Below are 13,270 nucleotides of genomic sequence, written 5' to 3' on the forward strand. Positions count from 1 at the left end.
ATTTCAAACCAAACACTGGACGAAAGAAGCCTTCGTTTCGTTTCACATTTTTTCTCGCAAAATAAAAAAAGGATTTCTTTTGTCGTGTGTGCCGCGGAAAAAAGAAATAGATACCGAGTATAAGAATAACATAAACTAGCAAAAACGAAAAATAGGTTTTGCAGACAGCCCGCCCTTCAGGCGGGACTGTGGCTATTGTATGCACTAACGTTTAGCTCCATCACATTTTTTTGAAGAGACAAAAAAAGACTGGATGTCTCCAGTCTTTACAGCCCCGACCAAACATCTTTTGCATATATACCGGTATCCTGCAGATGTTTCAGCCAGTTTTGTGCTTCTTGTTCGCTGGTGCCATGAACAGACTGATATGCTTTTTGCAGCGCTGCCTCCACATCTGGGGCCATTTTGCTGCCATCACCGCAAACATAGAGCCTGCCTCCGCGATCGAGAATCGAAATTAATGTTTCTGCATGGTCAGACATGAGATGCTGGACATACGTTTTCGGCATGCCTTCTTTTCGGGAAAAGGCTGTGTGGACAGTGACGATTCCGTCTTTTTCAAACTGCTCAAGCTCTTCGCGGTAAATAAAATCCCGATCGTTCCTGCATCCGAAATAGAGATGAGCTTCACCGAGCGTTTTTCCCTCACGCTTTAAAGCTGCGCGAGCTTGGAGAAAACCGCGGAATGGCGCTACTCCTGTACCCGGCCCGACCATAATGATAGGGGTCTCAGGGTCTTCCGGAAGCTGAAACCGGGATTCCGGTGTACGGACAAACATCACGACATCATCCCCCGCCTTGCGTTCAGCCAGGTAATTTGAAGCCACTCCTCTGTATTCGCCACGTCCGCTCCAAGCAGGGCCGCGCACGACACCAACTGTGATCGATGCTTGCTCCGGATTCACCCTTGGAGAGCTTGAAATCGAATAATATCTCGGTTTTAACGGCCGTAAAAGCTCTAAAAATCGTTCAAATGGCATGTCACACGCTTCATATTTTTCAAGCAGATCCAGCATAGAAATCCGTTTTTTCAATATTTGTTCCTGGTAGACACCCTCTGCCGTTAGATCTTCTAATTCGCGTTTATGTGGTGGGCAGACTGTGAATGCCGCCAGCTCCCTTATTTGCGCCCTTGTAGCCGCTTCCTGCACCTCGACGCTGTAGCTGAGAAGATCTTGCAGACTGACAGGCCGGCCCAAAGGCAAATGCCCCGCACTGCGTCCGCTTGCCGACAATGTCACCTGGTCGGTTCCCTTCAGACCGAAGCGGTGAAGAATCCGGCTGACATTGGTTTGGCTGTTCCTCGGCAAGACGCCAAGGTGGTCGCCCTCTCGATATTCAACATCCGGCGGCAGTGCGATTTCGATATGGCGGGTGCTGCGGTCGCTGTTTGCGGACTGGAGTTCACGATTTTCAGCAATGGATGCATGAGCTGCCTCGTACGATCGGGCCAGCGGGGACTCGCCCAGCCCTCTGACAAACTGAAGGCTCAGCGTGCTTCGTTCCTTATCGGCGTTTTCATTAAGCTCTAGTCCGAATGCTTTGATGGCGTCGGCCCACATGCTTTTTTTCCACTCGTCAAGCTGCCCTTCAAAATCGCCGCTTACATCTCCCTCTCCCCGCTTAGAAAACCGAGTCGCGCCTTTCTCCGCAAGCTGCTCATCAATGAATCTCGGCACGTATTGATACGTACTCGCCCAGTTGTGGTCGCCGCAGCCAAATACCGCATAATGGACGCCCTCAAGCTCACCCGGTTTGATTTCTTGAAGCCACTGAACGAACTGCCCCGCATTGCTTGGCGGTTTTCCGTTATAAGAAGAGGTCACAATGACAACAGCCCCCTCCTGCGGCAGCTTGCCAATCTGGTCGTTCAGAGGTGCCACCTCAGTCCTTACGCCGTGAAGACTGGCTGTATCCGCAAGCTCCCGGGCGACGCCTTCTGCAGTGCCTGTATCAGATCCATACAGCACGAGAAGCGGGCGGTTGTTAAGACCGATGACCGATGCACCCTTTGTTTCTGTTTTCTCTTTTTGCTCATCAGGCGCCGCTTTTTCAGTTGCCCGGACGTCCGCATGAATGGCTTCCTGATTCCTGGTTTGAACCCTGATGCGAAAATCGCCAGGCTTGAGTGTTAAAGTTTGTTTAATATCAAGTTCATAATTCTCATGATCAATTAACGTGAAATATTTTAAAACCATGCCCAGCACAAGTGTCGCTTCATGAAGGGCAAACTGCATGCCGATACAGGCCCGCTGTCCATTTCCGAACGGTTTGTACGCATGATGAGGCACTTGATCCTGATGTTCGAACCGTTCTGGACGAAATTCTTCAGCGTCCGCTCCCCAAGCGTCTCGGTCACGATGAAGCTGCGGAATCAGCACAGAAATTCTGTCTTTCGTTGTAATCGGGTATTTTCCGCCAATGACTGTATCTTCCTTTGGATAAAGGCTGAAAGCTGGAGCTGTTGGCCATAAGCGCAAGGATTCATTTAAAATCATCCGTATGTATGTCAGCTCGAGCACTTGTTTATAGGTCGGCGCTGCATCAGTCAAAACCCGGTCAACCTCTTCATATGCCTTTTTCAGTTTGTCAGGATGCTTCAATAAATAGTAGATCGCAAAGGAAAGCAGGCCGCTCGTTGTTTCATGCCCGGCAATCAAAAACGTAATGATTTGAAAACGGATATTTTCATCGTCAAGCTTTTCACCTGTTTCCGGATCTTCCACATTCAGCATGCGGGCAAGCAAATCTTTTTCATCCTGGTCTCCATTCGATCTCCGCTCCGCAATAATGCTGTCGACTAACGAAAACATCGTTTGAATATCATGATGAAATTGCCGTTTTGTTCTGACCATAAGCTTATCTTGAAAATCAAGCCGCTGCATCTGGTGCATCGCTTCATCAAGCGCCCGCACCATGCTGTTGATAAACGGGTGGGGCGTTTCTCTGTAGTAGCTGTTAAAACGATAGTTAAACCCGCACAGCCCAATTGTGTCGAGCGTCAGCCGGGTCATATCTCCAGGGACATCGACTGCTTCATTCGGGTTGAGCCTGGCCCATTTTTGAATGAGCTGAACGGCGATATCGACCATTTTCTCATGGTAGTCCTTCATGGCCCGCTGGCTGAACGTCGGCATCAGAATATTGTGCGCTTTTCTCCAGTTAAGCTCATGTGTCCAGCTTGTAAATAATCCGTCCCCGGAAAACGCGCGAACCTTCTCCAAGGCGCCTTCAATGCTTTTATCGAACCGCTCTTCATCACAAACCTCTTTCACCAATTCATGGCCGGACACCACAATCGTCGTGCCCGCAGGTGTATGAATTTGAAAAATCGGGCCCTGCTCTTCCGCCAATTTAATCAGCGACAATGTCGGTCTGTCTTTATCAATTAAAGGCAGGTTGCCGAGCGGCCCAAACGTCTTTGGCTGAGGAATCGGGCTTGTTTCCTTCATCGAACCATTCCTTTCCGTATGAAATGCCTTCTATCTGACTACATTTCCCTTTCATGGTCAGGATTATTCCGTTCCTCTGATTGACGTACGAACATCGTTTTTTCTATACTTGAGAAGCTGTACAATACGCGAATAAGGTGAGTTCATATATGGATTTTGAAATTCGATTTTTATCCTTTTATGTCATACAGGTGGAAGGCAAGGACGAGCAGGCAAACAAGCAGTTCAAGCACTTCCAGACCCTTGATACGGGTGAATTTGAAGAAAGCGAGCTGAAGGACTTTCTCGACGGGGAGCTAAAAAAAATCGTCAAACGGAAAGCAGACCGCCATCCGCAGTCCGAGCAGGTGCCGACGAAAATCGGCCATTTTATCGTCGAACCCGGCCACGAGCTCGATTCCAACCCGAACTATAACATGTTCAACCGTGCGCGCCTGGCGGAAACAAAAGAGGACTTTAACGAGCTGAGCGAGCAGTTCGTCCGCACGTACCTCGACACGAGCGCAGTCCGCGGCGGTGTGTTCCTCGTCGCTTCGGCCGTGCCGAGAAAATACTTCGACGAGTCATTTGTCTTCATTATGAAATGTGATTTCGAGCCAAAGGTCGCCCGCATTTCAGACGCGTCTTCTCTTATTAAAAAAGTCGAAATGGCGATTACGACAAAAAACATGAAAAGCATCCAATACCCGTTCATGCCGGAGGAAGGGATGGTCGAGGAAGGCGAGCTGAAAATCCACCAAGCCTCGCACGCCCGCTATTTTGAGGACTTTCTGAAATTCGTCGAGTACGGAGAATCGATGCCGGAAATCATGAAAAACCAGGTCATGAACATGGTGCAGGAGCACGTCTACGAGACATTTGAAGACAACAGCGAAGAGCTCAAGCAGTTCGAGCACGACATCGAAATATGGGAAGCAAGCGAAAAACGGGAAATCCAAGAGCGCCTCGACACCCATCAAGTCATCGAAGCCTCCGCCCAAATCATCGAGCACACGCCCGAAGCCCAGCTGAAAATGAAAGTCGGAGAAACTGAGATTAAGGGATTGCTAGCGGATTTTGGCGATTCGATTCACCTCGCAAAAGTGAACGGGCGCTATGTCGCGCTGATTGAAGCCGAGACGATTTCTTTTGAGAAGGGCAGTTCTCCGGTGGAGTTTTATAAGCCTGAGGGGCTGCATGAGGTGATTGATCGGATACGCCACAAAACAGAGCAAGAATAAAAAAGTCCAGAAATTACTTTCTGGACTTTTCCTATTAGTACCCTTCCCTCAACACCGCATAGCACTCCCCGATCAGCTCTTCCGCTCCCGGCTCTCCTTTTAGCCCGCGGCGGACGATTTCTGAGGATAGGTTCTGGACTTTGAGCGCTCTTGGGGCTCTTCTTTCGTAATACGCATGAAATGCGGTTTCGATGTCGTCGTGGTTTTTGAGTTCTTCGGCGAGGACGATGGCATCCTCGATGGCCATTGCCGCTCCTTGTGCTAAGGTCGGCGCTCCGGCATGGGCGGCGTCTCCTCCGATGACGACGCGGCCTTTGTACCATGGCTCCTGCACTGCGACCTGTTCCAGTTTGTTAAATATGACAGGATGCTCTTTTGACATATGCTTTGTGACAAAATCGAGCCCCGGAAAACCAGAGAGAATCTCTTTTACTCTATCAAATCGGGTATCTTTTATATCCCAGTAATCACTTGTGCAAGGCTGGAGAACGAAGACATAGCCGGCGTGTTCTGCCAATGGCACGACGCCAATTTGTGTGTCTCCGCTTCTATACATCAATGTCGCGTCCTCAAATGTAAAATCAGGAAGCTCGATATAAAAGCGCCACGCCCCCATGCCGAGGTGCTCTTTTTCTGTTTCCTTTTGCAGCATCTTATCGCGAACAACGGAGTGGATGCCGTCAAAGCCTGCCAGAATATCAGCCTGTATCTTCTCTCCGTCTTCACATACGGCAGTAACCGATTCAATCGTTTCTTCATAGGCGACAACCTTTTTCCCCCACTTGATATGTACACCCGCCGCCTCGGCATGCTTAATGAGAATGTCATTTAGCGTCTTTCGCAGAATATTATTTCGTCCCGGAAGTGTATCGTCTAAAAAGGATTCACTGACTTGAAACAGCAAATCCCCCTGTGCATCAAACGTTTTAAACCATTGTGTTTGAAAGCCAAGCTTACAGCACTCTTCGAATATGCCCAATTCTTTCAAGACCGCCAGTGCGTTTTGCGGCTGGAGAATCCCCGCACCCGTTTTGCGGTTTTCTGTAGCCGCTTCACACAAAGTGACGGAAAACCCTGCTTTACTGAGGGATATGGCCGCTGACAAGCCGCCGATTCCGCCTCCCGCTATCAAAATATGTTTCATATAAATAACCACCTTTTCAGTTCTTTATATAGTTAGGCGCCTAACTATATTACCTTACTATGTCCCGTGAAAAGCTGTCAATCATCTCCAAGCTAAGTTGCGTTATGGTTATCGCTCCTTTATAATCGTGTCACAACGAACGTACGGGAGCTTATTATGATGGAATTAAAACATTTACCGAAATATAAGCATATAACAGAGCACGCCGAGACGTATGCCAATATTGACGCCGGCTCTCTTGAATTGTTTTTATCTCTTTTTGATATCTCAAAAAAAATGAATCATGTGATGGAGCATTATTTCGCAGGCCGCGGGCTGTCAGAGGGAAAATTCAAAATCCTGATGCTGCTCTTTGATGCCAAGGACCATACGTTAAGTCCGACCGAGCTTGCCAAGCAATCCAACGTCACGAAAGCAACGATTACAGGCCTGCTGGACGGGCTGGCGAGGGACGGGTTTGTCAGCCGCAGGCATCACACAGAGGATAAACGAAAAATCAGCATTGAACTGACAAAGGAAGGTAAAGAACGGCTGGAGCAATTTCTACCCGGCCATTTCGGCAAAATCTCCGCGGTGATGGAAAACTACAGCGACGAGGAAAAAGACATGTTCGTGAAGATGCTTGGTGATCTTTTTGAAAGGCTCAGCGTGTTTAAAGACTAAAAAACCCATCTCATCAAATGCACAGGCTCCACACCTGACAAAATGACAACCGCCCACCTCCTCCTGCCTTTTTAATGTATGGCAAAAAGCGCCTATCCAAAGACAGGCGCTTTTTCATTAATCATCACTGCTCAAAATGCCAAAGAAGCGAAGCAGGTTGATGAACAAGTTGATAAAGTCAAGGTACAGCGATAATGCCATAACGGGAATTAAATCTTCCGTAATATGGCGGTGTTTGATTTGGTTCAAATCATACAAAATGTAAAGGGAAAAGACGATGGTTCCGATCACGGAATACGCCATCATCGCCGCTGAGTTTAACGGACTGAAAATATTGAAAATGCCAACCACTGCCAGTGCGAGCACCGCTACCAGCAGAAATGACCACAGGAAGGATAAATCCTTCTTCATTTTTGCGCCGATTGTGCCCAGAACAGCAAAAATAATAAATGTAGAGCCAAAAGCTTCAAGCACGACATAGGCGCCGGCGATGGAAGCGTAGTGGCTGACGATCGGAAATAAGGTAATCCCTGAAACAAACGCGAATGTATATACAAACGCATATCCGACCGCTTTTCTTCTGCGCATCCAGAAGGCCAGAATAATCATCCCCACTTCAAGAATGGAAAGCGGCAGCATCAAAGCGATAGGAACAAATTGGCCGATAAAAAGACCGACAGTTGCGATTAACAGTGTGAAAACAAAGACTGTCAAAATGCGCTGCATGATCGATTGCTTACTCTCGTGAACCGTAGCTTGCATGTCAAAAATCCTCCTAAAAAATGATCTTAAAGGTCTATTATATAAAAATTGGATGAAATATGTATATGTTTTAAGGAGAATTTAATGAAAACAAACGTCCTTATGCGATCACTTTGATTCTTTCCTTTTCAGCGAAAAACGGTGCTTTTCTATTTTCTCAATTTGGGTAACCTGAGAATCATGAACCGTAATCTGAATGGTGCCGAAGTCGAGCGTTTCCAGCGAGCTGATTATTTTTTCAATCACTTCCGGATCAATGGTTGATTTTGAAACCAAAGGACCTTCCCCCCTGTTGAATTTATTTTAATTCACAGTATTCTTATAAGAATTATAATATTATGTTTTTTTTGATAAATCAATGGTGTTTTCTGTTCAAATCAAAAAGGCACATGATCACCCGATGGCGGACGATCATATGCCTGATCAGACTTCCTATTTGTTTTCTTCCAATTCCTCAACAATACAGCGGACACCCATGTTTTCTAATGCCTGCTTCAGCGTGCCGTATGTTTCATATTCACTGAAATCAAGCCCCAATTGAATCGATGTCTGGGCCACATCTGGGCGAATCCCTGAAAATACAGCTTTGACGCCTAATAAGACAAGCGTTTTTGACAGGTTGTACAGTTGCTGCGCCACCATGGTATCCACAATCGGAACACCCGAAAGATCAACGACAAGGCTTGTAATTTTTCTCTCGATACAGCGGACAGGCACTGTTTCTAAAATGACCTGTGCCCGTTTCGTATCTATGGAGCCGATTAGCGGCAATATCCCGATTCCATCCGCAATGGAAATGACCGGGCAGCCCAGCTCAGAAATCAGTTCCTGCTGAGACGTGAGCCTCATCAGCATAAATTTTTGGTACTGCTCGGAAAATTCAATAATCAGCTTATCGAACGACTGATTCACAATGCGGTTCCACCGGTCGGCATCCTCATTTGTGACGATATCCTGATTCTCTTTTATAAACGCAACGACAGCATCCCAGAATGAGATTCTTGAGTTTGATATGGCTTCTACGACCTCATGCACCTGAACATCTTGCTCTACCCTGTTTTTCGCGACGGTTTGCGCCCATTTAGTCATATTTTCTTGGAACTCGGTTTGATCCTCCAGAAATGCGCTTGCGATTGTTATATTGGTAAACGTATGCTGCTCGGTTAAGAGCTTTTTCATTTCTTCACTTAAATGGTCGGCGGAATATAGCTCTCCTTTCAGCTGACATCGCAAGCTGAACCATTTGTCAGTAATATCCGCAGTGTGGTCTATGATATATTGATATAATAATTGATCGATATTCACGGTCTGTCTCCTTTTTCATAATAGAAGCTCTTTCATTATAAAATGATAAATCGGAATTGTGAATGGGACTAGGGAAAAATGAAATGATTCTGCATCCCGAACAAATTCCAATTTCATCCATAGGCGAATGCACCAATAAACGTCCGCATGCATAGACTGCAAATGTACAGTTTACAATGAGAAAGGACGTTATCACATGTATTATGTTGATCCTTATATGTTTGCCGGGCATTTTTATGATCCTTGGCCTGCTTTTGAATATGAATACCGTTATCCAAATGGTTACCCATGGTCGGGCATCGGCGGTGGGGCTTTGCCCGGTACTGGCGGCGGATCCGGCCCTGGCATTGGCAGCGGGGCTTTGCCTGGCTTCGGCGGCGGATCCGGCCCTGGCATTGGCAGCGGGGCTTTGCCTGGTTTCGGCGGCGGTTCTGGCCCTGGCATTGGCGGCGGGGCTGTACCTGGTTTCGGCGGTGCGCCACAGGGCCCCCCGCCTTCCCAAATACCAGCGAAGCCGCAAAAGCCGCAGGGTACTCAAGGAGCTGCTTTTTTAGTTGAACCCATCACCATTCGGCCTTGCCTCTTCCGGTTTACCTATGTTTGGTTAACCAATGGCCGCTCATTTTGGTTCTTCCCGATCATTCTTGGCAGAAGATCCGTCGGCGGCTTTTATTGGGATCCTTCACGGCGACGCTGGGTTTATTTCGCCTTAGACACTAATTTGATAGATGTTGTGAGCTGCTCGTATTAATCGACAATCAGCCGTTTTCCGGCTGATTTTTTTATGTTACTTCGGCCGTAAACAGGTTATAGTATTACTATCTTTCAAATTGGAGGTTTCCCTATGATCAAACAAATTGGCACTGTTGCTGTATATGTTGAAGACCAGCAGAAAGCGAAGCAATTTTGGGCGGAGAAGGTTGGCTTTGATATTGCGGCGGACCACCCGATGGGGCCCGAGGCAAGCTGGCTGGAGGTTTCGCCAAAAGGAGCCCAGACTCGTTTAGTCATTTACCCGAAAGCTATGATGAAAGGCTCTGAACAAATGAAGGCTTCTATCGTGTTTGAATGTGAAGACATCTTTGATACATACGAGAAAATGAAAACAAACGGTGTAGAATTTCTCGGTGAGCCCAATCAAATGGAGTGGGGCACCTTCGTTCAATTTAAGGACGAAGACGGCAATGTGTTTTTATTGAAAGAATAACGATGCGGCGGCGGTTCTATTCCGCCGTGCTCTTCCTTTGACATTGAGAATGAATTTCATTTACAATCATTCATATATGAGAATGATTGGAGAGAGACGATGTTTGTTCAATTGAGAAAAATGACGGTAAAAGAAGGCCATGCAGATAAAGTCATAGAACGTTTCAGCGCTGAAGGAATCATTGAAAAACAAGAAGGTTTAATTGATGTGACAGTGCTTGAGAAAAACGTCCGCCGCGGTGATGAGGAAGTTGTTGTCATGATTCGCTGGGAATCTGAGGATCACTGGAAGCAATGGGAAAAGAGCGATGCGCATATCGCCGGCCATAAAGCAAACAAAGGCAAACCAAAGCCTGACTATCTGATCAGCACTGAAGTGAGCATGTATCATGTAAGAGCTGTTAAACAAGGGACTCACGAATAACAAAAAGAGCTTGCACCAGCTGCAAGCTCTTTTTTGCGGTCATGATGAACTGCTTTCTTCGTATGTGATGAGATAAAGAGGCTGGTTGGCGTGCCACTCCGCATATAAGACGTCCTCAACCCTTTCAACTCCATGCTTTTGCAGCGATTGTTTCAGCCATTGTTCATCCACGCCTGCTTCCGTCAGGTTGTCAAACACAATCTCCCCATCCAGTATTAATGTAGCCGGCAAAGACACATCCTTAGGCGGAAGGTTCATATCTTTTCTGGTCGGTTTATCAAAATCGGCTTTCGGGAGCACACTGATCATCCCGTTTGTTTCCAAAATCGCATATTCCACTTCCTGAATCGAAAAGCAGCCTTTTTGTCTCAGGAGGCTTTGCAGCTGATTAATATCGAGCTTGTTTTCCTTCAGCATCTTGTATTTCAGCTTTCCTTTATGGATCACAATATTTGGTTCGCCCTCCAGAAACTTTCTGGATCCTTTTAGCTTTTGTGTAATCAATTCAATTAAAAAGATAAGCAAGCCCCATAGAAGCGAAGCAAAAATAATTTCTTTAATCTTGATTTCATGATCATAGACGGCATTTCCAACCAGTTCCCCTAAAATTAAAGCAGAAATAAAGTCAAACGGAGTAAGTTGAGAGAATTGGGTTTTCCCAAGAAACTTCAAAATGACAAATAAAATACCGAGACCGCAAACTAATTCTATTGCTACATTTAGATAATCTCCCACGTTGATAGCACCTACTTCTTAAAAGCTACTACCATTATGGTCAACTGCACTATTTCTAAACCGGAACTGCACATTTCGATAAAAAAAGCAGCCCGTCGCCGGCTGCCGTTTTCACATCATTTGGTGCATTGCCAGCATGTCATGAAAAAGCCGCTCTGCATCACTGCGGTCAATTGTGACAAGCGGATCATTGCGAAACGCCTGAAATGCGAGAGCGCGATCCTTTGTTAAACCGGCTTCCGCCACTGCCTCCTGATTGGATACGTGCCTAGCCGCCAACATTTCTACACCTTTCGGCAGCGCTCCAGAGAAAATCGGATGGACGCTGTTGCGGGTAATCAATGCATTCGTTTCGACAATCGCTTGTAAAGGAAGATTCGAAACTTGGCCTTGATTCGGCACATTTACATTCGTGACGAATTCACCCAATCCGAGAAGAGCCGCTATGATGTTCACGCCTTCTTCTCCCGAGGCTTTCCCGGCAGCGCCCCGTTTTTGTACGATCAATCGTTCTGTTTCTTTTCGTTTCTCATCTCTGTCTTGTTTTCTGAATGATACAGATGTGAGATGAAATTTCCAAGCCCCAGGCTGTTTGAGGTAAGGACCGTGAAGAAATTCTGCCAGGTGCCTGTCACCTGCAGCGGGGATGGCGCCATACGTTTCAAATAAATCAAACGCGACACGGTGTGCCGAACGAAAGACGCTATCCCTCCAGCTTTCCCCCTGCAGCTCATACCCTGATTCTCCATAATGCGCGCTGAATTCATGGAATATAGGCAGCAGGTCAATATGGCGGTAAGAGGCTTCCGTGATCCATGTAAAATGGTTAATGCCGAGTACATTGACGCGGATATCTTCGCGCCGCAGCACCTCTACTCCGAGCCTTTCCGTGACCATTTCCGCCAGCAGCTTTTGCGTGCCGAATACCTCGTGGCAGCAGCCAATCGCTTTGATGCCGGGAAAGACTTTATACAGCACTCTTGTACAGACAGACATCGGGTTTGTATAATTAATGACCCATGATTCCGGTGCGTAGTCTCTTATTGCCCGGGCAATTTCCGCAAACATCGGGGCCGCTCTTAAACCTCTGATGATCCCGCCCGGCCCGACAGTATCACCCACAGATTGATAAATGCCGCAGCGCTCAGGCAAGTGGACATCGATTTCCATGTCATCCAGTGAACCCGGCAAAATAGAAATAATGACGATATCCGCGCCTGATAACGCCCTTTTCAAAGTAGAAACTGCTTCGTACCTCCATCTGCCGTCTCCGCTGTAATTGCCGATCACTTCATTTTTTTGAGCCGCTTCAAAATCAAGATCATAGAGCGCCACCGTGCCTGACATCCGTTCATCAATCGACAGATCACTCATCAGGCTTCTGGCCCAGCCTTGGGATCCCCCGCCGATATAGGCGATTTTAATCTGATTTAACGTACTGATATGAAACACTCCCTTTCTCAGCCTTTCACCGAACCGATCAGCATTCCTTTCGCAAAGTGTTTTTGTAAGAATGGATAGACCGCCAAAATCGGAAGCGTCGCAATGACAATGACGGCGAGTTTAATTCCCTGCTCAGGCGGAACGGTATTTTGCATCGTATCGCCATTGGTCGCCGTTAAATCCGATAAGATTGTGACTTGGCGAAGCACCATTTGCAGCGGCCATTTTGCACTGTCATTGATATATAAGAGGGCGTGGAAGAAATCATTCCAAATCCCGACCGCATAAAACAGCGCAAAGGTCGCAATGACCGGTTTTGAAAGCGGCAGGGCGATTCGCCAGAAAACGCCGATTTCGGAACAGCCGTCAATTTTTGCCGATTCCTCCAGCTCACGCGGCAGCTGCTGAAAGAAGTTTTTGATAATAATAAGATTGAACGGATTGATCGCCATCGGCAGAATCAATGCCCAATACGTATCCAATAGGCCAAGTGATTTCACGACAAGGTACGTCGGAATCATGCCGCCGGAAAACAGCATGGAGAAAATCACCAGGTTCAACAGCAGATTCCGCCCCTTCACATGCCGCTTCGCCAGCGGATACGCCATCGTGAAGGTGAAAAACAGCTGCACAGCCGTCCCCACCACGGTGATGAAGATGGATACGCCCATGCTTCGGATGAACGTCGGTGTCGAAAACACATACTTATAAGCATCGAGTGTAAAGGTTTTCGGGAAAATAAAGAAGCTGCGCTGGGCGAGCTCCGCTTCTGTCGCAAAGGAACCCGCGATAATATACAAAAACGGCAAAATGGTAATCGCGCCGACACCGCCGAGAAACAGAATATTGCAGATGTCAAACACCCGTCCGGCTTTTGTGTTGTGCATTGTGTGAATTTCAGCCATACCTCTCCCTC

General features: G+C 47.1%; 13 protein-coding genes. 5 read left to right on the top strand and 8 right to left on the bottom strand.

The window, feature by feature from the left end; genetic code table 11:
• Positions 1-266: 266 nt before the first annotated feature.
• The gene (gene cypD, locus BSI_RS06995) at positions 267-3,452 is read right to left on the bottom strand and encodes a bifunctional P-450/NADPH--P450 reductase (RefSeq protein ID WP_003239974.1); all 3,186 of its coding nucleotides are present in this window, start codon (positions 3,450-3,452) and stop codon (positions 267-269) included.
• A 149-nt stretch (positions 3,453-3,601) separates the two neighbouring features.
• On the opposite strand from cypD, the gene BSI_RS06990 reads away from it, so the two are divergent.
• Entirely contained in the window at positions 3,602-4,672 is a 1,071-nt protein-coding gene (locus BSI_RS06990; RefSeq protein ID WP_003239976.1) for a DUF3900 domain-containing protein, read from the top strand.
• A gap of 34 nt (positions 4,673-4,706) precedes the next feature.
• Here the strand turns inward: BSI_RS06990 and BSI_RS06985 are convergent, their stop codons facing one another.
• On the bottom strand, positions 4,707-5,816 hold the full coding sequence (locus tag BSI_RS06985; protein ID WP_003239978.1) for an FAD-dependent oxidoreductase: 1,110 nt from the start codon (positions 5,814-5,816) through the stop codon (positions 4,707-4,709).
• Between the two features lie 159 nt (positions 5,817-5,975).
• Here BSI_RS06985 and yetL point away from each other — a divergent pair, with 159 nt between their 5' ends.
• A complete protein-coding gene (yetL, locus tag BSI_RS06980) occupies positions 5,976-6,479 on the top strand; it encodes a transcriptional regulator YetL (protein WP_003239979.1) in 504 nt (167 codons plus the stop codon).
• Positions 6,480-6,596: 117 nt separating this feature from the next.
• On the opposite strand, the gene BSI_RS06975 is transcribed toward yetL, so the two are convergent.
• From BSI_RS06975 to BSI_RS06965, 3 genes are all read right to left on the bottom strand, one after another.
• Positions 6,597-7,241 carry a Bax inhibitor-1/YccA family protein gene (locus tag BSI_RS06975; RefSeq protein WP_003239981.1) on the bottom strand — a complete coding sequence of 215 codons (645 nt, stop codon included), beginning with the start codon at positions 7,239-7,241 and terminating at the stop codon, positions 6,597-6,599.
• 108 nt (positions 7,242-7,349) lie between these two features.
• On the bottom strand, positions 7,350-7,517 hold the full coding sequence (locus tag BSI_RS06970; RefSeq protein WP_003222961.1) for a YezD family protein: 168 nt from the start codon (positions 7,515-7,517) through the stop codon (positions 7,350-7,352).
• Positions 7,518-7,673: 156 nt separating this feature from the next.
• Complete coding sequence (locus BSI_RS06965) at positions 7,674-8,546, bottom strand: STAS domain-containing protein (RefSeq protein ID WP_003239983.1); 873 nt, start codon at positions 8,544-8,546, stop codon at positions 7,674-7,676.
• Between the two features lie 196 nt (positions 8,547-8,742).
• Here BSI_RS06965 and BSI_RS06960 point away from each other — a divergent pair, with 196 nt between their 5' ends.
• The 3 genes from BSI_RS06960 to hmoA all read left to right on the top strand — a co-directional run bounded on the left by BSI_RS06960 (position 8,743) and on the right by hmoA (position 10,176).
• The gene (locus BSI_RS06960; protein ID WP_003239986.1) at positions 8,743-9,297 is read left to right on the top strand and encodes a hypothetical protein; all 555 of its coding nucleotides are present in this window, start codon (positions 8,743-8,745) and stop codon (positions 9,295-9,297) included.
• 93 nt (positions 9,298-9,390) lie between these two features.
• Positions 9,391-9,753: a VOC family protein gene (locus tag BSI_RS06955; protein WP_003239988.1), complete on the top strand. Its 363-nt coding sequence runs from the start codon at positions 9,391-9,393 to the stop codon at positions 9,751-9,753.
• A gap of 99 nt (positions 9,754-9,852) precedes the next feature.
• Positions 9,853-10,176, top strand: coding sequence for a heme-degrading oxygenase HmoA (gene hmoA, locus BSI_RS06950; RefSeq protein ID WP_003239990.1), 324 nt, complete (start codon positions 9,853-9,855; stop codon positions 10,174-10,176).
• Positions 10,177-10,215: 39 nt separating this feature from the next.
• Here the strand turns inward: hmoA and BSI_RS06945 are convergent, their stop codons facing one another.
• From BSI_RS06945 to BSI_RS06935, 3 genes are all read right to left on the bottom strand, one after another.
• A complete protein-coding gene (locus BSI_RS06945; protein ID WP_003239992.1) occupies positions 10,216-10,911 on the bottom strand; it encodes a DUF421 domain-containing protein in 696 nt (231 codons plus the stop codon).
• A gap of 111 nt (positions 10,912-11,022) precedes the next feature.
• A complete protein-coding gene (lplD, locus tag BSI_RS06940) occupies positions 11,023-12,363 on the bottom strand; it encodes an alpha-galacturonidase LplD (protein ID WP_003239993.1) in 1,341 nt (446 codons plus the stop codon).
• Positions 12,364-12,371: 8 nt separating this feature from the next.
• Positions 12,372-13,259 (bottom strand): carbohydrate ABC transporter permease, encoded by an 888-nt coding sequence (locus BSI_RS06935; RefSeq protein WP_003239996.1) that lies wholly within the window; start codon positions 13,257-13,259, stop codon positions 12,372-12,374.
• Positions 13,260-13,270 lie beyond the last annotated feature (11 nt).

It is taken from the genome of Bacillus inaquosorum KCTC 13429 (assembly GCF_000332645.1).
In the GTDB taxonomy this organism is placed as follows: domain Bacteria; phylum Bacillota; class Bacilli; order Bacillales; family Bacillaceae; genus Bacillus; species Bacillus inaquosorum.